This window comes from Cupriavidus sp. GW821-FHT02F09 (assembly GCF_059421605.1).
Map to the genome: position 1 here is coordinate 26,121 of NZ_JBWKVH010000001.1, position 18,380 is coordinate 44,500.

Consider the following 18,380-nt stretch of genomic DNA (forward strand, 5'->3'; position numbering starts at 1 on the left):
CTGCGAGGGTGGCGAAATTGGTAGACGCACCAGGTTTAGGTCCTGACGCCAGCAATGGTGTAGGGGTTCGAGTCCCCTCCCTCGCACCATCTTTGTGCATCTACAGCACTCTTAAAGCCTCATAAAATCAAGGACTTACGAATATTTGACCTCGTAAGTCCTCTGCGCTTCTCTCCAAAACTCTCTCGAAATTCGCACGAAATTCGCACGCAGTTGACTGCGGCCTAGCCTATCGGGTCTCGTCCGTCTTCGGCCCGAGCAGATCTATCGCGGCACGCCACACCGCCTCGGCCAACCCTCGCCAGCCGTAGTTCTGGCCGCTGGTCTGGACGGCTGGAGACCGGTAGATGCGTTCGAAGGCCTCCGCGTCGGGGAGCACCCGTGGCCGCCTCAGCAGTTCGCGCAGCTCGTGCCTTGCATCTTCGACCTGATCTCCCGCTGTATCACCTGCAGCGTTCTCCCAACCGGAGAAGCCGGGACTGCCCGCCGCGAGGCAATCAAGCGCATCGAGCAAGCGTTTGGCGGCTTGCTCGATGGTTGGCGTCTGTGGCGTATGGTCGGCAGGCGGAGCTGCCGCTTGGCAGCCCGCGGCGGATTTGCTGTTGCCCATGGTCGAGATGAGTACTGTATGTATGTACAGTAGTATAGCCGACCGAGCTAGGTGAAGCCGTACCGCACGATCGGCTCACCAGTTGCCTGGTCGATGGCGCACGCCACGCGCAAGGCCAGCTCAAGGTCCGGCTCGGCGCCTTGCAGGGCCTGCGTCTCGATCGAGGCCATGGCCGCCATCCCGCCGCTCCCGATCGCGATGTAGCGATCGGTCACCTCGACCGGGTGGGGTGATTGGCCGAACAGCAGCAATCGCCCTGTCGGATACAAGGCGAACCCCTCAAAGTCCTCTTTCACTAGCAGGGCACCGGCGTCCGAGTCGCCGTTCACAAGCCTCCGCAGCGGGGCAAGCAAGCTGAGATCGCCGGCAAGCCCGACGATGACGCGCTTGGTCTTGTAGACCTTCTTCGCACCTACCTTCATGTGGCCGTCCGAGAGACGGCTGTCAGACCACACCTCTCTATTTCCCCGATCCACCAGAATCGTCGTCATGCGTCAGTCCGGCGAGGATTGCTTGGGCTGCGCGGAGTTGCTCGGCCACGACGTCAGCTTCGGCTGCGATCCGTAGAGCAGCTTCTCCATCCTCGACACGAAGTCGGGCGACCGGGGGACCATCACACTGGCCGGCACCACCGGCGGCCGAGGGCACATTGGCAAGCTGGGCTGACTTGTAACGGCGCAGGCGCTCAACAGCATCGTCGCGCTCACGGCCAGCAGCAGCGAGGCGCTCTTGGAGGAGCTTGTCTTCATTGTTCACTTCCTTCTGTGCGGTGCGCTCTACCTGGCGCACTTCATTGGACTGCTCGACGACGGCCACGACCTGAGCCTTCGCGTCCTCAGCTTCACGCGCGAGCGCGAAACGGGTGCCGGTGTAGCAGCCGGCGGCGAACACCAGACCAAGCGCCGTGAACGCTGCTAGGAGCTTGCCGGCCGGAGTCATTGCAGCCCCCGGGTGTAGGTCACCGGGCCGTTGCCGAAATGCGCGGTCAGGATGTCGCGTGCAGGCTTGTCACCCTCCGGCTCGATCGCGAAATGAACCCACCCTCCGACACCTGGTGCCTCGTGGATCAGCTGCTTGAACGGGATGCCGGCCTTGACGATGCGGCGGGCCACTTCCAGCGGCGTGCCGTAGGCCGGGGCGCGGATGTCCGCGGCGAAGCCAAGCAGGTGGTCCGACGTGCGTGCGCCGCCGACGCCCTTGTTGACCAGGGGCGAGCGGTAGCCGGAGCTGACGTAGACCGGGCAACCCAGCACCGTGCGCACCGTCTCCAGCCGCTGCGCCAGGCGCGTGAGGTTGGCTACCACGTGCTCGGGCGCGGAGTTGTCGATGCCCTGGCGGACGGCCCAGTCGGAGTGGGTCAGTTCGGCCAGCGTGAAGTGTTCTGAGAGTTTCATTGACGGACCTCCTTGATGGTCTCTTTTGCGTCATGAACAAGCTCGCCGATGTCCTTGCCCCGGCGGTTGTCGAACCAGCGCACGATGGCGCCAAGCACCCACCACGCCGGCAGGCCGGCGATGACCAGCAGCGGGGCGGATACAAGCAGCAAGCCGGCAAGCGGGTCGAGGCCGGCTTGGGCTGAGATCTCCTTGGCCGAAGTGAACAACCCCGGCTTCCACCCATGCAACCAGAAGACGAGCAGGGGGCCGAGGATGGCCGAGGAGAGGATCGTGACGACGATACGGGCGAACGCTTCGCCCAAGGTGCGGGGCCAGAGTAGGAGCATACCGAGGGCAGCGGTGATGGCGCCGATGATGACCGGCCAGCCGATGAGTTTGGCCAGCGCAGCGCCGCCGGCGAACGTGGAGGACGAGGGTTCCATTACGCTCCCTGCCGGCTGGTGTTCATCGCCTTCATGATGGCGGCACAGGTCAGGAGCGCGGCGTCTGTGGCGCGGGCCAGCAGGGCGGGGTCGTGGCTGAACTCCTTGTAGGTGTTCTGAGCGAACGCGGCGACGGTCTCTTGGTATTTCGGGGAGTTCATGTGGCTCTCTTGTTATTTGAGGATGTTCACTTCGTGAGGAGCGTCAGGGCCTCCTGCTCGGTGATGGCGAGGTCGTACTTCGTCGCGAGCGACAAGGCGAAGTGCTGGGCCTGCGCTGGGCCAGCGACCGCGAGTTGCGCGCGGTACGCTTCAACCTCGAAGCGCTGGCGCCACTTGCGGCTGAGCTGGTAGACCAAGCCGCTCGTGCCAAGCCAGCGCCAGAACTGCCGCACGTGGGCCTGCTCATGAGCGATCAGGCCCGACGATGCGCCCGGCCGCACCAGCACCAGCGGGCCAACGCTGTAGCCATCGAAGCGGGCCGGGATCAGCCGGTTCGTCTCGATGACAGCGCAGAGCGGGCGGAGGTACAGGTTCATGCCCACACGCGGTAGGGCGTGGCAGGCGACGGGGCCATCACGATGTCGCCGAGGATGGCCAGCTGCTCGGCCGACAGCGGCTGATTCAAGCGCAGGTTGACGTGCCAGCCCGGCACCAGGGACGGCGCGGTGATGATCGTGCCGTCCTCGGCGTACTCGCCGCCGGTGGTGATAGTGCCGATGGTCGAGATATTGACGCCCTCGGCCGGCGAGCGTGCGGGGTTGCCGTTCTCATCGGCGTGCTCGACGGTCAGGCCGGCGGCCAGGAGCGCAGCGCGGGTGGATTCGCGGTCAGCGCCCTTGAGGTAGTAGTCGTGGAATTGCATGGTCGTTCCTTACAGGGTGAGAGCTTGGAGTTCAGCGTTGGAGAGGCGGCGGGGGTAGTAGCGAAGGTCGCGAAGCCAGCCATTGCCGGGATTTGCACCCATCCCCGCGTTGCCACCGATATGAAGCATCGTCAGGGTCGGGATGGGGCCGGTGCCGGTCGCGACGGCCCCGCCATTGAAACAGAGCGCTTGATCGCCAGCCTTGAACGCCCCCGCTGCTTTGACGACGCCAGCCGACACAGCGGCGGCTGAAACCACGTCGTAAGTAGTGCCGGCAGTCCGGTCAACGAGGGACATCTGGTTAGACGCAGGCTTGCGGAGCCGAATCGAGTTAAGTCCGTCGGCGCCAAGTGCCAGAGATGCCAGTGTTTGATCCACGCCGAGTGCCGGAACGAATTCCGCGTAGATGGTGCCCTCCGTCGGGCTGGACCAAGCGGTGCCTAGCCCCAGCGAACACTGGTCCGCTGAGCGCGTGACCTGCGCCGCCAGGGTGGGGATGTAACTTGTCGGGAAAGTGCCTTGCTCAAGCTGAGCGCCCCAGATGTAGACGCCCGATACGCCGTCACCCGTGTCGATGCCAGGCTTGATGTCCACTCGTTGGGTGGTCTCTGCGGCGGCGGTCGTGCGAGTCGCAGTGATACGCCAAATGCCATTGCCCACATTGGTGGTAGACACCGCCATGTTGCCACTTGACCCGTTCTCATAGACGACCGAGCCGTCGGTCAGGTTGACCAAGACGCGCAAGCCGGATGCCACTGCCTCGCGAAGTCGGAGGAGGTTCAGTTCCGCAGCCTTCGCGCAGATTGTCCAGCACCACGTGGTCGACGCGGCGACTGCTGGAGTGCGCGCTACCCCACCGTTGCTGTCGTTTGCAATCGTGCTGATTCCTGCGCTCACCACCACCTTGGTCATCGTCATGGTCCCGTCCGGGGCCACGGCAGCGTTTTGCGTCAATGCGACCGAAGACTTTGCCCAAGCGGCGTTGGTAAAGTCCTGCGAGTAGACCTGAAGGTTTGTCCGCGCCTCCTCAAGCAGAAGCCCGCGCAAAACTTTCGTTACGGGATCGAAGTCGTAGCGCGGCTCATTGATCGCAGCCTGGGTCAGCACGCCAGCGCTGTTGAAATACCAGCCGGCGCTGGCCCGCGTGAAGAAGTCCGAGAAATTGCGGGCGGGCATCAGATGTGCTCCAGGTTGAAGGTCTTGGCCTTGAAGTCGAAGGCGAGCGTTGGGCCGTTGGCGTTCGGCAGCGTTGTCATCGCCTGCAGTTCGGCATTGGTCATGCGACGCGGGTTGTATTTGACTGCGCGGAGCCAGCCGTTGACGTAGCTCAGGGCTGGGTTAGACCGCCGCCCAATACGCATCGCGCCCAGGTTCGAGGGGACTGCGCCGCTCGCTGCAGTTACAGCCGGCTCACCGTTGATGCTAAGCGCGAAGTCGGCGGCCTTGTATGCGGCGGCAAGCCGCGCTACAGCCCCGACGGGGACGGCGTTAGCGCTGATCATGATCGCCGTCGCCGACCCACCAGCGACAGCCGCAAAGCCCGCCTTGCCGTTTAGCTCTTTCGAGATAGTCAACCGGTTGCTATCCGAGCCGTCGTCGAGGGAAACAATGCCAATAGCGCTACTTCCGGCGGGGTTGGGCATTACCACTTCCGCATACAGCGTGCCTTCGCTTGGATTGAACCAGGGAGGCAAGCTGCCAACCGCAACGGTGTCGGCGGCGCGGGTGACCTGCGCGTTGGTGGTCAGGATGGGCGAAGTGGGGAAAGCGCCGAGTTCGAGCTGAGGTGCGCCGATACGGAGGGTAAGGTCGTATGGCGCCGCCCCAAGGGTGAAGAACAGCACAGTGCCAACCTTCGCGGTAGCGGCGCTTGCAAGCTGTCGGATGTGGGCGAAGCGCTGGCCTGATAGCGTCGCACCGCTCACGGTGGCGATATTCGCAAAGCCACTGGACAGGAATACTCCGCCAGAATCCCTCTCTTCGATCTGAATATTCGCCTGACTGACGTTCGCGAGAGAGCCAGCCATAAGCCGAAGGTATGTGGAAGCGGCCCAAGTCTGCCCAGATGCGGCGACGGCAGTTGATGGTCCATCAATGTAAAGCCAGATGTTCCCAGACGCGCTACCGTAAATGCGCACGTCCATGTAGGGTATTCCGCTATCCACCCCTGTGCCGACGATGTCAGTGTTTGGGCTTCCTGCGATCCCGCGTGACCAATTAGTCGGCCACACGCCACCAGCGCCGGCCGTTCCGTTCACCGCGCCCACCATCGAGTTGTTGCGAATCCCGTTCGTCCGCGATTCCTCAATCAGCAAGCCATTCCACAGGCCGCTAATCGGGTCGTAGTCGTCACGAGGAACGTTGGCTGCCTCCTGCACCAGGACGCCGGACGAGTTGAAGCGCCAGGCGGCAGAGGCACGCGAGAAGCCGATGAAATCTGAAAATGCACGCTTTGCCATTATGCGAGTCCCATGTAGTAAGACTTGGCGCCGAAGTCGAAATCGAGGGTGAAACCGGGATCAGCCTTCGCCGTCAGTGTCTGGAGTTCGGCGTTCGTCAGGCGGCGCGGGAAGTAGCGAATGCCGCGGATATGACCGTTCCACGTAGACGAACCATCGACAGTCGCCACGCCCAAGCGAAGCCGCGTCATCGCCGGCGCGGCGAATCCTGGACCCGTAACGACTGCGCTACCATTCAATGAGATTGCAGAGCCGGTCGAATCGAAGGCGAGCGCGAATCTACCAAGGCTCGCGCTCGTCCAGTTTCCCGCATTGAGCAGGTCTGCCTGAGCAACGCCGCCTGCCCGAGCCTGCGCACGACAATTCCCAGTCGACGTGCGACCTAGCGAGACGAAATTGGACGCAGTGCCATCATCGGCAGATGCAACGAACTGGGAGCCGCCGTCTGCCCGCAGAAATTGCGGAGCCATCGCCTCGACGTAGAGCGTGCCCTGCGCAGGATTGAACCAGGGTGCCAGGTTGTTAATGGTCGCGGTGTCCGCTGAGCGCGTTGCCTGGGCCGACGTGGTGAGGATGTAGGAGGTGGGGAAAGAGCCGACCTCAAGCTGTGCGCCCCACAGGTAAAGGCCGGACAAGCCATCACCCGTGTAGGATGTCACAGCGCCGGAGTCCGCCGCAGTCAGGTAGATGGCACTGGAGGCGGTCACAGTTGCGGCAACGATGATGGTACAGCGGCACCACCCATCGCCCACATTCGTGATAAGCGCCACGCAGTTGACCATCGAGATCACGGTTCGGGCGGCAACATCAAAGGTTGCGGCGACAGAACCTGACGTAATGGACCCGGACGTGAACGCCAGCTTTAGGTTGCGTGCCGAGCCAACGTCCGAAGCCCGAACGTATACGGAGAGTGCGTAGCTGGTCCCGGCGGTAAATCCGGCAATGGTGCGGCTCAACTCCTTCGACGAGCTTGCCCCGTTCGTCTCGGTGAGCTTGTAGGCTGGGGAGCCATCAGGCGCAAGCACATCTCCCTGCGCCACCGTGCACTGGGATTTGATCCATGCGGCATTGGAGAAGTCCTGCGAGTACGTCAGCAGATTCGTCCGCTGCTCCTCGATCGAGAAGCCCAGCTTCTCCAGCGTCACCGGGTCATAGGCGATGGCAGCAACGCCGGCGGCGACTTGCGTAAGCACCCCGGCCGCATTGGGCACCCACTTGGCAGAGGCACGCGTGAAGGTGATCAAGTCACCGAAGGCTTTATTAACAAGCATCAATATCCCTTTGCCTTGAAGACGCCGAATGGGCCGTAGGGCCAGGCGGGCTCGTCCGCCCACGCGGAGTAGGCGTCTGACATGAAGTCGGCACCCAGCGTTTGCTCGGGCACAACGCTGAGGAAGTCGAGCAAGAGCGTGCCGTCCGCGAGGTCGGAGGAGTCGAACGAGAGCCCAGACGCGTAACGGACGAGAGACCGCACAAGCGGTATCGTGATGACGCGTTGGACCCCGGGCTTCACGTGCGAAGCTCCACGGTGGTTGAGGTGCCGTCGGGAACGCGGACCCGGAACTTCCCGGTCGGGACGTCGATAACGTTGGCGCCTGACAAGCCGGAGATTTGCTGGTACGAATACCAGCTGCCGTCCTCGGACAGCAGCTCGATGGTGCAGGTACCGTTGCCGCGGACGAGGATCGTCCAATGCCGAGACGCGGTCTCGATCGGGTCGCTAATGAACCCGGCGGCTTTGTTGGCGAGGATCATGCCGGCTCTCCGCTGCAGTAGTGCCGCTATGCGGCTTTATTGTTTTTGTTTTGCTACTGGCTCGGAGGCCAGAGATACTGCCGATAGTTTACTACGACTTGCCTAGGGTGGGCTAGGCAAGCCGTTGATTGGAAAGGGATTTTCGTTGCCGGTTACAGCTTGATCAGATCGAGCAGGAAAGATCCGGCGCCGGTGAATAGCGTGGCCGCTGCGGAACCAGCCGCGAGCTCCGGGGTGATCCAGGTCCCCGCGCCCGCCGAGTAGCTTAGGTTCACCTCTCGGATCAATCCGAAATCCGTATCGAGCAGCCGCGCCTTTAGATCGTTGCGAAAACCAGGGTCAGAGGCAAAGACCAAAGTCGTCTGCGACGTCCCGCTGGATGTTCTTGTCATGAACTGCCTGATCTGCACATTGCCGAGGTACACGTCAATTTGCGGCCCAAGGGCACCGACGAAGGAAACGCCACTGAACCCGATGAATGGTGTACTGACATCCGAGTCCACCCAGCCCCAGTATGGTCGCGTCTTGCCCAGCAGCTGCGACAACGACAACGAGGTGGCGAGTCGTGAGACCCCAGCCAAACGCCTTGCTTCATCGGCGTTCAACTCACCAATGGAAGGGTGCCTCAGCTCAGCAGCGATGTCCGCAAGCGAGATGGGCGGGACCGCTGGCGTCGTCATGCGCGCGCCCCTTCCAGCTGGCGCAGGCGCTGCGACAGCACCTTGACCGCCTCGATCAGCACCGGCCCAAGCGTGCCGTAGTCAACCGACAGCAGACCGTCCGCGCCTTCAATGACCGCTTCCGGCAGCACCTCCCGCAACTCCTGCGCGATCACGCCTACATGCAAGCGCCCATCGTCCATATCGCTACGGGTGTATCGCACGCCGCGCATCCGCTCCACCAGGCCCAGCGCGCCCTCGATCGGCACGATGTCGCGCTTCACGCGAGCATCCGAGGTCCAGGTCACATTCAAGGAGGCCTTGAGGTAGCCGGTGACCATCAAGTCCCCCTGGAACTGGAACTTGTCGGTGTTGTTGTCGGCGCCCCCGCCGAACAGGTGCCGGCCGGCGCTGTTGACCTGGTGCTCGGCCACATTCGTGCTGAAATCGCGCGCCGCAGCCGTGTTACGGACCAGAGCGTAGACGCCGTTATCAACCATGGTCTGGAACACCCCCGCGGCCCCGGCCTGGTCGCTCTCCACATAGCGAATAGCGGGCGCCGTATGGGTCAGCGTCGCGGTCTTGCCGGTCGCTGTATCCACAGCCAGCGCCGTCACGGTCAGCGACGGCAGCGATTGCACCCAGGCCACACCAGTTGCGCCGGAGTTGACCGCGAGGATCTTGTTCGCATTGCCGGCCAGCGCCGGTGCACCGGCAGATGCCTGCGCCGCCGCAGCATAAATCTGCGCCTGGCTGGCAGACGTTGCCGCGGCGTCACGATAGCCAAGCACTGTCTGCGCAGTGGCGCGCACCCAGTCTGCCACCTTCACGAACTGCGCCATCGCGATCATGAATCGCGTGCGGTGGCCGCCGTTGCCAAGGCCGGTGGTCGTGCTGTCGCTGTCGTCGATGGTGATGTTGTCCCCGCCGATATTGGCTGGGTAAGTTACCGATGTTGTCATGTTGCTTCCTCGGTTTCGAAAGTGGTGGCGTAGTTGTTGAAAAAGGGCATTGCAAGCGGGCTCAATTGGCGCAAGCGTGCGAGGTAGGACTGGCGGATGAGGTTGATCGGATCGTCCTTATCCCAGACGACAAGCACCTCTTTGTGGACGCCGGCCGAGCGCTGCATCTCGAACACGCGACCCAGCGCTTCGTCCTTGTTGAGCGAATCCAGCTCGAAGTGGTGGACGCGCCGAACTGGCTTTGGGTCGAAGTAGGGCGTCCCACCCAGCGAGCGGCGCACAGTGGTGTCGGTCTCCCAGCCGAACGTGGCGCCATAGGCGGCGTTCTTGACGGGTTGCCAAGTGGACCCTAGGAACACCCGTCCGAACTCCAGATAGCCGTCCGGATTCGTGGTGTCGTCGAACTCGAAACGCACGTAGCGTGCCGAGACCGGGCTCGGCAGAACGACCAGCAGCAGCGACGGGTATTCCTTGCGGATCGCCTCGGGGATCGAGCCGCTCCAGAAGTTGTCGGCTTCCCAGTCGAGCGCCATTGGCGTGTAGAAGGTAGGCCAGGCGATCGGCCACTCAGGGTCCCAAGCGCTGTACGCGCCACCCATGAAGTCCAACGAGAGGCTGACGTCAGCTTGCGTCGGCGGGTCGTTCACATACGCGGAGTCATAGAGGGCAGATCCGAATGCCGCGTCGTTGGAGACACGCAGGCGCCAGCGGCCCTGCGTCGAGACGTTGTGCCGTACGAGCGCAACCACATTGATCAGCTTGCCGACGCCAAGGTCAACAGTGAATTGCGTGTCGGCTTTCGCGGCACTGGCGGAGCGCGCGAGCTTTGCGAGCCTGCGGTCGAGCAGGTTGTTCAACGGCGCTTGCCACGATCCGCCGGACAGGGTGGCCGCGTCGACGATGTTCGGGTGTGCGAGGAGGACATTCGCCACGTTAGCCCCAGAGAGTTAGTTTTGCGCTTTCGTTCGCCACGCCCGCGTCCATGCCGATGACTTTCAGCAAGCGGGCGGAGAGGTTGAAACGCGAGGTGTTGATCTTGACGACTGAACCGAGGTCAAGGTTGCCGAGGTCGGTCAGCGCGATCTCGACATCAACTCGCAGGCGAAGGACCGAGTACAGGGCGCCAAGCGAGTTGGCCAGCGCGGTGGCGCCCGCCTGGGTAACCAGCTGCGTCTCGAAGGTCAGTTCTTGCGCGGACGGCCAAGGTGTTTTGACTGCGGCTGTCTCGGTGGCCTGCTGGCGATACTCCTCGGCGAGGTAGGCCTTGCGTGTGTCTGGCGTGCTGCCGGCGTACTGCGTCTGCACCGTGTGGTTGCGGGCGTACTTCACGACCACACGCCACGCAGGGGTATCGGCTACCTTGACGGAGAGCGACTGCAGGTCGGTCCAGTCGAACACTGCCGCCGGCGTGCCGGTGGGTGCGTCGAGACGCCCGTAGCGGAACTTGTTCAGGCGGTCGAAGCCGTACCAGCAACCCAGGGAGTTAGCCAGGCGGTCGAGCAGTGTCTGCGGCGTGACGTCGCCGTCCGCCCAGATGCCGGCGTCAGTGGTGCCTGCGACGTCGATGGCAGCGGAGACTATCTCGGCAGGGAGGACGCCGCCGTCCTTGGCGATCTGCTCAAGCAGGGCTGCAGCGCCGACGGTCACGGTGGTCGCGTCTGCCGTGACCTGCCCGATCGGCGCCATGCCAAGCCGGAAGTACCCTTGCCAGCAGCGGAACTGCGTGGCGGCAGGTGCGGTGGCAATCATGTCGGCCTGCGAGATGTAGTCTGCACCGCGCGTGAGGGCCGCGCCGCTGTCGTAAGCAGCCGTGACAGTGCAATTCTGGTCAGACACCTGGTAGACCAATTTTGACGTGTTCACGAACTTCGCTGACACGTTGGCCACCGTGCCGTAGACGCGCGGCTTATATTGATCCTTCAGGTCGTCCTTTGTGCCTTCGACGCCGTTCGGCGCCACGTTGTCACCAGCGTACTTGGGTCGGGTCAAGGTGGTGGAGAGAGCGGCGACGCGGTCGCGGATGACAAGGCTCAGCGTGTTGTCGCCGGCGGTGACCGAGTCCAGCACGCCGAGCAGGACCACCGGCCATGCTGCGTAGGGCTGGCTCTTGTCGCCCACGCGAACGGTAAAGGCCCGGCCGTCGAACGCGTAGTTGGTCATCAGGTAGTCCAAGCCGCCGTCGGGGTTGGAGAGCTCGATAGCACCGGGCGTGTTCTTGGTGGCACCGTAGGTGCCAGCCTTGTCAAACATGGCTCGGGCAAGCCGCGGCTGGCTCTCCAGACGGCTTTCGAACCAGGTGTTGGCCGGTACGTCGGTCGGCTTCGTGACGAAGCCCTCGTCCGAGAAATAAAGCGTCACCTCGGCGGCGGCGCCGAGGTCGTAGGCTTTCACCTCAATTCCGATCGTCATAGTTGTTCCACCACCTGGCGCACGGCCTTCACCAACTGCTTGTTGCCTTCCTTCGCTTCTTCGCGGGCGTCTGCTGATCCCTTGGCCTTCGCTGCCTCCACACGCATAGCCTGCTGGTGCTGGGCCTCAAGCGTCCTGCGCAGCGCCCTCAGTTCCTCTGCGACGTCGGGGTCGCTCTGCGAACTGGCGCCGCCGGACGACGCGCGGTAGCGAGCGGCGTCGGAGGCAGTCAGCACAGCCTCGCCTCGGTGCAATTCGGCGATGTAGCCGTCTTCCGGTACGTAGTCCAAGCCCGAGGCATGCGAGCCGTCGACGCGGTAGCCTTGCACCTTCGCGAAGTCGATGGCGTACTGGCTCGTGCTGGCGTAGTAAGCGCGGGACGCTTCGAGGAACGCCTGAGCGATGTTGGTCCAGTTGCCTTGGGCCGTGGCGTCGCCGGCAGACGCCGCGACTGACGTCGCGTCGTACTGCTTTTTCGCTTCGAGGTACTTCTGCTCAGGCGACAGGATCGAGAGGTCGCCTCCCAGCAGGGAGTCCTGGAATTCCTTGACCTGCTTCAGGAAGTCGCTGGCCGCGCTGGTGGCGTCGTGGAACGCTCCCGCCAGCGCCATCATCTGGCCGTAAAAGGTCTGGCCCGCCTCAGTGCTCGTGTCGATAGCGTCGACGATGCGGCGGAACCCGGCCTCGGATGCAGGCATGCCTGCCAGTCCGATGCGTTGGAATTCCGTTGTGAGCCAACGGGTCCTGGCTGCGGCCTTCTCAGTCTCGCTGAAGAAGTTCTCGAAGTAGGCGTCCAGGCCGCTCTGCAGCTTATCGGCTCCGCCTGCCCCCCGCAGCATCTCTGCCGAAAGTGCCCGCGAATCGGCTCCCACAGCCTTCATCGCCTTGCGTAGATCCATCAAGGTCGAGTAGGTGCCGACGAGGTCGTCGACCGTGCCGGTGACGCCTTCGATGATGCGACCGACTCCGGTCAGCGAGCCATCAGCAAAGCGCTCCATACGCAGCACGCTGTCGCGGATGATCTCTGCCCCTACGTCGCCTTGCTTGTTGACGACCTCGGTATAGTTGATGACGGCGACCCCGAATTGACTGAGCGCGTAGCGAGCCTGCTCAACGCCGTTGGCGACGCGGATCAAAGTCTCGAAGTAGCCCTCGCCGACGCGCTGGAATGCGTCGAGGCTCGGCATCGCTACTCGGGCGATACTGTCCCCGAGGGCACCGAAGATGTTCTCCAGTTGCTCTTGAATCTGGGTGCCGGTGAGGTCCTTGAGGCTGATCTTCCCGAGGCTGACGACGAAGTTGTCGACCCGCGCGAAGAACTGGTCCGAGGACACGCCAAGGGCGCCGACGGCGGATTCTGCCCCCTGCACGATGTTGCCTACGATCTGACCGAATTGGCTCTTCAGTTCTTGCGGGAGCTCCCCAAACGCAGTTGAGTAGCTGCTGCTGATGGTGAAGCCAAACGCCTTGCGCTTACGCTCAATGTCGACGTAGCTCTGTGCGTCGAAGCCGCTCTGGCGGATGTTCGCAATCGTCTGCGGGCCGGCGTAGATACCCTGATCCATGATGCTCGTCTTGGTACCAAACAGGCCGCCAACGAAGCTGGCGATCTTTCCAGCGATGCCGGTCAGGATGTCGCCGCCGGGCAGCTTGCCGATGATGCCGTCCAGGAACTTCGATGGATGGGCGCCGAACTCTGCCAGCTTGCCATGGATGTCTTGCTGAAACCCGACGCCAAGCATCGAGGATTGCGCATCTGTCACCTTGCCGGAGAGCCCCGGCACGCGCACGACCAAGTTCGCGAGACCCTTGATGTTCGCCTCGATGCTGCGCAAGGCGGCGAGCATTCCGGACTGGTACGACAGTTCGATCTTGGCGCTGTCGGTGAGGCTGCCCAAGGCGTTGGCGATCGAGGTCGACTTGGCAGCCGAGTCACCCAGAATCGTGCCGGTGCCCGCCGCAGCCTGGCGCTCGGCAGCAATGTCGGGGGATGACCCAGACATGCTTCCGGCGACCGCGAAGCCCAAGGCGGCCATGAGCGCGGCCATGGCGGCCATGCGCGGCCATGCCGAGTAGGGGTCACCCTGCGCCTGATTCGCGACACCCACTGCGGCAGCTGCTTGCCCCTTTGCCGCAGACGCGGCAATTTCCGGCCCGACGCTGGCCAGTGTAGCTTGGGTCTCTGCGGCCTTTCCGCCAACCACCGCGGCAGTGACGGTCTCGGTAATGAACAGCTTCTTCGTCATCGACGCCAGGTCCATCGCAAGCTGGGCGGCGCGGAAGCCCTTCTCCACGCCCTCAAGCGCCTTGTAGCCCTTTGAGTTCTGGTTGAAGAAGCCCTTCGCCGCGCTCGCCATATTGGCGTAGTGGCCCACGGCGGCCTTGGCGGAGGCGTCCCGGGCCTTCGATTCAGCAGCAACCAGCTTGACCGGGTCGTTGCCGGCGGCCTTGATGTCCAGCTGCTTGGTCGCAGCGATATCGTCCCGCGCTTTGCCGTAGCCGGCCATGGCGATGGTCAACTTAGCGACGGCGCCGCCAGCATCGCCGAAGACCTGCTGCATGGTCTCGCCGAAGCCGCGTGCACGCTTCGCTGCGTCGGTCAAGGAGTCGGCGTAGTCGCGCACCGACTGGGTCATGCCGTAGTCCCACGAGCGCTTGGTCTCCTCGGCGGAGCGGGCGGTCTGTTCGGCGAGGTCGGCGCTGGCCGTCTTGGCGGCTTGCAGCTGGGCGATGGCAGCTTCGCGAGCCTTGATCTGCTCGATAATCGCGCCGGCTGAGTCATAGTCCGCCCGGGCCAAGGCACGGTCGAGATCCGCGATCTCGACCTTCTGGCGGATGATTTCCTTGTTGTACTTTACCTCGGCGTCGTACCGCGCTGCGCGACCGGCGGCGGTCACCGCATCCAGTTGGGACAGCTCAAGCTCCCGCGCAATGCGCTGGCGGAAATCTTCCTGCTCAAGGCTGGCCTTCTCGATGAAGTCCTGAGTCTGGACCTTGACGAGGTTCAGCTGCCCGGCGCGTTCGATTGCCACCTGGTCTTCCCAGCGCTTCTTTTCCTGGGCATGCTGCTTCGCGGTGGCGGAGGCTGCGTCCACCATTGACTGCGCACGGACCTTGCCAGCCTCGTCCCTGGCTTTGGCAAGTTCGTCCTTTGTGTCGGAGAGATGCTGTGCGTCGAGCTTCTCCAGCTGCGCAAAGTTCGCGCGTGTCAGCATCTCCAAGCTCGTGGCGGCTTCCACTTCATTGGCCAAGCGGTACTTCTTCTGGGCGTCAATGAGGGCGCGCTGCTGAGAGAAGTGCTCTGTCAAGAGTTTCTCTTGATCCTTGTAGGCTCGCTCGACCGCGCTGATTTCGGCATTGTCGAGGCGGTACGCTCCGCGGCTGGACTTCGGTGCGCTGCCGTCGAAGGTTTCGGTGCCGCCCACGGCGGCGGCAGCCTTGGCTTTCGCCTCGGCCTTGCGCTGCGACTCCAGCTGGCGTGCTTCGCGCTCGCGATCGAGGTCGCTGCGCGAGGCGATGAGCTTGCCTCGGCCCTGATTGAGCTCGAACATCCTGGCGAAGGAGTCGCCGGCAGAAGCGTCGAACAGGGCCGCTTGGGCAGTCTTCCCTTGCTGGCGCAAGCGGGCGGCCTCGGTGCGGCTCTGCTCGAACCGTGACTTCTCGGCCGAATAGAGGGACTCAATATCGCTGAGTTCCTTCTCGTAGGGCTGCGAGCCTTGCGCCACCATCGACTGGCGCTCGCGCTCCTTGGCGATCACCTTGTCGATGGAGCCGATGACCAGCTTGTTGTCCCTCACGACGCTGTCAACGAGCTTGCTCGATGCGTCTGAGGATACCTCGTACATCTGGTAGAACGCATACCCCATCAGGCCAAGGGCAGCGATCACCGCGGTAATCGGATTGAGCAAGGCGCCGAGGATCGCTGCAAGCATGGGCATCCGGGCCGCGAGCGTGCCGACCTGCGCGGCGGTCCCGGCGAGGCCACCGGCCGCGACCGCAGCCGACTGACCCATCTGCGCGAGGGAGGTGGCCGCACCCGCGCCCGTCATGGCCGCCATCGCACCTTGACCTGCCAGCATCGACGACGCCATGAGGCGCGCGTTCATGGTGGCGAAGATCATCGCCTTGCCGACGCCCTGGATGATGTCGACGACCAGCGATGCACCCTTCCAGGCGATGTATGCCTCGATCACCAGGAGGATAGCGCGGTGGTGCTCGATGATGAAAGTCGTGAGCGAGCCGACGATGGAGATCAGGCCAGCGAGAGACGTCTTGAACTCGTTGGAACTGAACGCGGTCTTCAAGCTCGCGGCCACGTTGGCGTAGTTGCTCTCGTAGCTCTGGAAGACCTCGTCCATGGAGGCGCGCATTGCGTTGAAGGCCTGCTTGAACGACGGGCCGACTTGCTTCTGCAGCGCGTCCGCAACACGTTGGTTGTAGCCTTCGGAATTCTTGATCGCTTCGCCGAGCTTTCCATACTCGCCGGTCATGTCGGACAGCAGGGCGACTGCGGTCTTGCCCCCGCGTTCGCTGAAGATCTGCCCAAGTGCTTTGAGCCGGGATTCCTCGGTGAGTGGGTCCGTTGCTGTCTTCAGGTCTTGCATGACAGCGATGAACTCGCGCTGCTTGCCTGCGGCGTCGAACGACGCAACGCCCAGCTCCTCCATCGCGCGCTTTGCCTTCACAGAGGGGTCGTACAAATCCTTCAGGAAGTTGCGGTACGAGGTACCGGCGGCGGTGCCCTTGATGTTGATTTTGCCCAGCAGGGTGATTGCCGCGAACGAGTTGTCCAGATCCTGGTTGTACTGGCCAGCAACCGTCGAGGCGTACTTCATGGCCTCGATGTAATCCTGCACACCGACTTGAGCAAGCTGCTGCGCCTTGCCGAACTTGTCAGCGGTGGCTGCTGCGCGCTCCATCGGGATGCCGAAGGCATTCATGATGCCGATCAGGCCTTCGCCTGCGGACTTCAGGTCCATCTCGCCGACAGTGGCGAGGTTCATGACGTGCGGCAGCACCTGCATCGCCTCGGCGGCGGACAGGCCGGCTTGGACCAAGGCGGTTAGGCCCTTGGTTGACTCGTCAAGGGTGAAGAGCGAGTCCTTGGACAACGCGCGAATCTGCTCGCGCACGGCCTGAATCGTGGCGCTCGACTCGTCGTTCAGCTGCTTGACGAACTCAAGCTGGTACGAGACCTGCGAGCCCACCTTGCCGGTTTGGACGACGGCGTTGGAGAGCGCTGCGCCCGCCAGCAGCGGCGCGAGGTTGCCCCACGTCAACCACATGGCGTTGAAGCCTGAGGCAAGGCCGCGGGCTGCCGAGTGGGCGTCGTTTGCGTTCTTGGCGAAAACGGAGAGGGCACCGCTATGCGCGCCGCCTGCCACCGCTGCACCGTAGTGCGCCTTCTTCAGGGCTTCAAGAGATGTAGCAGCCTTGGCAGCGGCTACCGCTGTTTCGCCAAGCTGGGCCGTGAGGACGGCCTCGCTAAGCCCGCTGTCGAGCCCGGCGCGGGCACGGATGGTTGCGCGGGCTTGCCCACGGTCGTTGAGCGCGGCGAAGCGCGCGTTGGACGCTTGCAGCTTGGCGATGCCCGCCTCTTGATCGGCAAGCGTCTTTTCCCACCAGGTGCGGCCTGCGGCTAGGTATGCCGGTTTTGTCGCGGCCTTCATCACCTTGGAGACCTGCGTCTCCAGCCGTGCCACTGACTTCTGGTACTCGGCATCCAGCTTGGCCGTCGCCTTCTCTTGGTCGGCAATGACCTTTTCCCACCAGGCCGGCCCGGCTGCTAGGTACCCCGGGGCGGTGGCCGCTTTCATGATGCGGCCGACCTGCTTCTCAAGCTGGCCGACCGAGGCGGCGTACGCGGCGTCGAGCTTCGCCTGCGCCTTTTCCTGGTTCGCGAGGACCTTGTCCCACCATGCGCGGTCCGCCGGCTGGTAGCCGGTGCGCGTGGCGGCCTGCATCACGCCAGAGACGTTCTTCTCAAGCGCTGCGATCGACTTCTGGTACTCGGCCTCCAGCCGAGCAGCGCCGGCCTTGTTCGCCGATACCAAGCCGGCGTAGTAGGACTTCATGCCGGTCAGGGCACCTTGATCCGACAGGTTGGTGCCCAGCATCAGGCGCGTCTGCGCCTCACTGCCTGCGGCACCCTTGATGGTCTTGTTGGTGACAGCAGCCTGCGCCCTGGAGATCCTCTCGACTGCCGCGACGGCGTCGTTGGCCTGCTTCGAGAACACCGACATGCCTTGACCGCTCTGCTTGGTGGCAGCTGCAGACTGGTAGTGGGCTTCCTTCAGCGTTTGCAGGGACTCGGCCATCTTGGCCGCGGCGACGGCGGAGTCGCCAAAGCGCTTAGCCACCGCTGCCTCGTCGATACCGAAGTCGAGCTGGGAGCGGGCGCTAATGATGGTGCGAGCCTGCGCCCGCGTGGCCATGGCGGCGAACTTGGCGTTCGCGACGATGTTGGCAGCAGTCTTCTGGGCCTGATCTTCCTGGCGCTTGAGTTGCTTGGTGACGCCCGCAGTGCTCTCGGCGGCGGCGGTGCTGATGGCGGCGAGGCTGGTCTTGATGCTCCCGGCCAGCGAGTCGAAGGAGCCGGCGAGTTTCTGGACGTCGCCGCGCAGGGCAGAGAAGTCATCGCCGACCGAGCCGGCCATCTGTGCGGCACGCTGCAAGCCTTGGAGCGAGGTGCCGGCAGTTGAGAGCGAGGCCAGTTCGGCCTTCGTCGCCGCAATGGCCGTCCGCAGGGCGTTAAGCTGCTCAAGACCTGCTACAGAAACGCCAAGGGAAAGGTTCGGCCCGCTCATCTCTTTGTGATTATTTTTATCGGATGACGGCGTTCAT

Annotated in this window: 18 protein-coding genes and 1 tRNA gene; 1 reads left to right on the plus strand and 18 read right to left on the minus strand. The window is 63.4% G+C overall.

The features are described from left to right. The first annotated feature begins 2 nt into the window (after window positions 1-2). Window positions 3-89: transfer RNA gene (locus tag AC07XB_RS00110), tRNA-Leu, on the plus strand. Between the two features lie 140 nt (window positions 90-229). On the opposite strand, the gene AC07XB_RS00115 is transcribed toward AC07XB_RS00110, so the two are convergent. The 18 genes from AC07XB_RS00115 to AC07XB_RS00200 form a co-directional block, all read right to left on the minus strand. Beyond that, window positions 230-610: a hypothetical protein gene (locus AC07XB_RS00115; RefSeq protein ID WP_492828326.1), complete on the minus strand. Its 381-nt coding sequence runs from the start codon at window positions 608-610 to the stop codon at window positions 230-232. 47 nt (window positions 611-657) lie between these two features. Beyond that, a complete protein-coding gene (locus AC07XB_RS00120) occupies window positions 658-1,101 on the minus strand; it encodes a hypothetical protein (protein ID WP_492828328.1) in 444 nt (147 codons plus the stop codon). Beyond that, window positions 1,070-1,549 (minus strand): hypothetical protein, encoded by a 480-nt coding sequence (locus AC07XB_RS00125; protein ID WP_492828330.1) that lies wholly within the window; start codon window positions 1,547-1,549, stop codon window positions 1,070-1,072. The genes AC07XB_RS00120 and AC07XB_RS00125 overlap by 32 nt, the downstream gene beginning before the upstream one ends. Further along, window positions 1,546-2,004 (minus strand): D-Ala-D-Ala carboxypeptidase family metallohydrolase, encoded by a 459-nt coding sequence (locus AC07XB_RS00130; protein WP_492828332.1) that lies wholly within the window; start codon window positions 2,002-2,004, stop codon window positions 1,546-1,548. Before AC07XB_RS00130 ends, AC07XB_RS00125 begins: the two co-directional genes overlap by 4 nt. Beyond that, window positions 2,001-2,429 (minus strand): hypothetical protein, encoded by a 429-nt coding sequence (locus AC07XB_RS00135; RefSeq protein WP_492828334.1) that lies wholly within the window; start codon window positions 2,427-2,429, stop codon window positions 2,001-2,003. The genes AC07XB_RS00130 and AC07XB_RS00135 overlap by 4 nt, the downstream gene beginning before the upstream one ends. Beyond that, a complete protein-coding gene (locus tag AC07XB_RS00140; RefSeq protein ID WP_253931757.1) occupies window positions 2,429-2,590 on the minus strand; it encodes a hypothetical protein in 162 nt (53 codons plus the stop codon). The genes AC07XB_RS00135 and AC07XB_RS00140 overlap by 1 nt, the downstream gene beginning before the upstream one ends. Window positions 2,591-2,616: 26 nt before the next feature. Beyond that, the gene (locus AC07XB_RS00145) at window positions 2,617-2,967 is read right to left on the minus strand and encodes a hypothetical protein (protein WP_492828336.1); all 351 of its coding nucleotides are present in this window, start codon (window positions 2,965-2,967) and stop codon (window positions 2,617-2,619) included. Then, window positions 2,964-3,293, minus strand: a complete 330-nt coding sequence (locus AC07XB_RS00150; RefSeq protein WP_492828338.1) for a hypothetical protein — start codon at window positions 3,291-3,293, stop codon at window positions 2,964-2,966. The genes AC07XB_RS00145 and AC07XB_RS00150 overlap by 4 nt, the downstream gene beginning before the upstream one ends. 9 nt (window positions 3,294-3,302) lie before the next feature. Then, window positions 3,303-4,469: a phage head spike fiber domain-containing protein gene (locus AC07XB_RS00155; protein WP_492828340.1), complete on the minus strand. Its 1,167-nt coding sequence runs from the start codon at window positions 4,467-4,469 to the stop codon at window positions 3,303-3,305. Then, on the minus strand, window positions 4,469-5,752 hold the full coding sequence (locus AC07XB_RS00160; protein ID WP_492828342.1) for a phage head spike fiber domain-containing protein: 1,284 nt from the start codon (window positions 5,750-5,752) through the stop codon (window positions 4,469-4,471). The genes AC07XB_RS00155 and AC07XB_RS00160 overlap by 1 nt, the downstream gene beginning before the upstream one ends. Next, the gene (locus AC07XB_RS00165; RefSeq protein WP_492828344.1) at window positions 5,752-7,023 is read right to left on the minus strand and encodes a phage head spike fiber domain-containing protein; all 1,272 of its coding nucleotides are present in this window, start codon (window positions 7,021-7,023) and stop codon (window positions 5,752-5,754) included. The genes AC07XB_RS00160 and AC07XB_RS00165 overlap by 1 nt, the downstream gene beginning before the upstream one ends. Further along, entirely contained in the window at window positions 7,023-7,226 is a 204-nt protein-coding gene (locus AC07XB_RS00170; protein WP_492828346.1) for a hypothetical protein, read from the minus strand. Before AC07XB_RS00170 ends, AC07XB_RS00165 begins: the two co-directional genes overlap by 1 nt. Before the next feature lie 35 nt (window positions 7,227-7,261). Next, window positions 7,262-7,507 (minus strand): hypothetical protein, encoded by a 246-nt coding sequence (locus tag AC07XB_RS00175; protein WP_492828348.1) that lies wholly within the window; start codon window positions 7,505-7,507, stop codon window positions 7,262-7,264. Between the two features lie 152 nt (window positions 7,508-7,659). Beyond that, on the minus strand, window positions 7,660-8,187 hold the full coding sequence (locus AC07XB_RS00180; RefSeq protein WP_492828350.1) for a hypothetical protein: 528 nt from the start codon (window positions 8,185-8,187) through the stop codon (window positions 7,660-7,662). Next, window positions 8,184-9,128 (minus strand): tail fiber domain-containing protein, encoded by a 945-nt coding sequence (locus AC07XB_RS00185; RefSeq protein ID WP_492828352.1) that lies wholly within the window; start codon window positions 9,126-9,128, stop codon window positions 8,184-8,186. Before AC07XB_RS00185 ends, AC07XB_RS00180 begins: the two co-directional genes overlap by 4 nt. Continuing rightward, the gene (locus AC07XB_RS00190; RefSeq protein ID WP_492828354.1) at window positions 9,125-10,060 is read right to left on the minus strand and encodes a hypothetical protein; all 936 of its coding nucleotides are present in this window, start codon (window positions 10,058-10,060) and stop codon (window positions 9,125-9,127) included. The genes AC07XB_RS00185 and AC07XB_RS00190 overlap by 4 nt, the downstream gene beginning before the upstream one ends. Window position 10,061: 1 nt before the next feature. Beyond that, window positions 10,062-11,537, minus strand: a complete 1,476-nt coding sequence (locus AC07XB_RS00195; RefSeq protein WP_492828355.1) for a hypothetical protein — start codon at window positions 11,535-11,537, stop codon at window positions 10,062-10,064. After that, window positions 11,534-18,343, minus strand: coding sequence for a phage tail tape measure protein (locus tag AC07XB_RS00200; protein ID WP_492828357.1), 6,810 nt, complete (start codon window positions 18,341-18,343; stop codon window positions 11,534-11,536). Before AC07XB_RS00200 ends, AC07XB_RS00195 begins: the two co-directional genes overlap by 4 nt. Window positions 18,344-18,380: the final 37 nt, after the last annotated feature.

Coding starts and splice junctions, on each gene's coding strand:
- AC07XB_RS00115 (WP_492828326.1), bottom strand. CDS start 610: ATGGGCAACAGCAAATCCGCCGCGGGCTGCCAAGCGGCAGCTCCGCCT.
- AC07XB_RS00120 (WP_492828328.1), bottom strand. CDS start 1,101: ATGACGACGATTCTGGTGGATCGGGGAAATAGAGAGGTGTGGTCTGAC.
- AC07XB_RS00125 (WP_492828330.1), bottom strand. CDS start 1,549: ATGACTCCGGCCGGCAAGCTCCTAGCAGCGTTCACGGCGCTTGGTCTG.
- AC07XB_RS00130 (WP_492828332.1), bottom strand. CDS start 2,004: ATGAAACTCTCAGAACACTTCACGCTGGCCGAACTGACCCACTCCGAC.
- AC07XB_RS00135 (WP_492828334.1), bottom strand. CDS start 2,429: ATGGAACCCTCGTCCTCCACGTTCGCCGGCGGCGCTGCGCTGGCCAAA.
- AC07XB_RS00140 (WP_253931757.1), bottom strand. CDS start 2,590: ATGAACTCCCCGAAATACCAAGAGACCGTCGCCGCGTTCGCTCAGAAC.
- AC07XB_RS00145 (WP_492828336.1), bottom strand. CDS start 2,967: ATGAACCTGTACCTCCGCCCGCTCTGCGCTGTCATCGAGACGAACCGG.
- AC07XB_RS00150 (WP_492828338.1), bottom strand. CDS start 3,293: ATGCAATTCCACGACTACTACCTCAAGGGCGCTGACCGCGAATCCACC.
- AC07XB_RS00155 (WP_492828340.1), bottom strand. CDS start 4,469: ATGCCCGCCCGCAATTTCTCGGACTTCTTCACGCGGGCCAGCGCCGGC.
- AC07XB_RS00160 (WP_492828342.1), bottom strand. CDS start 5,752: ATGGCAAAGCGTGCATTTTCAGATTTCATCGGCTTCTCGCGTGCCTCT.
- AC07XB_RS00165 (WP_492828344.1), bottom strand. CDS start 7,023: ATGCTTGTTAATAAAGCCTTCGGTGACTTGATCACCTTCACGCGTGCC.
- AC07XB_RS00175 (WP_492828348.1), bottom strand. CDS start 7,507: ATGATCCTCGCCAACAAAGCCGCCGGGTTCATTAGCGACCCGATCGAG.
- AC07XB_RS00180 (WP_492828350.1), bottom strand. CDS start 8,187: ATGACGACGCCAGCGGTCCCGCCCATCTCGCTTGCGGACATCGCTGCT.
- AC07XB_RS00185 (WP_492828352.1), bottom strand. CDS start 9,128: ATGACAACATCGGTAACTTACCCAGCCAATATCGGCGGGGACAACATC.
- AC07XB_RS00195 (WP_492828355.1), bottom strand. CDS start 11,537: ATGACGATCGGAATTGAGGTGAAAGCCTACGACCTCGGCGCCGCCGCC.
- AC07XB_RS00200 (WP_492828357.1), bottom strand. CDS start 18,343: ATGAGCGGGCCGAACCTTTCCCTTGGCGTTTCTGTAGCAGGTCTTGAG.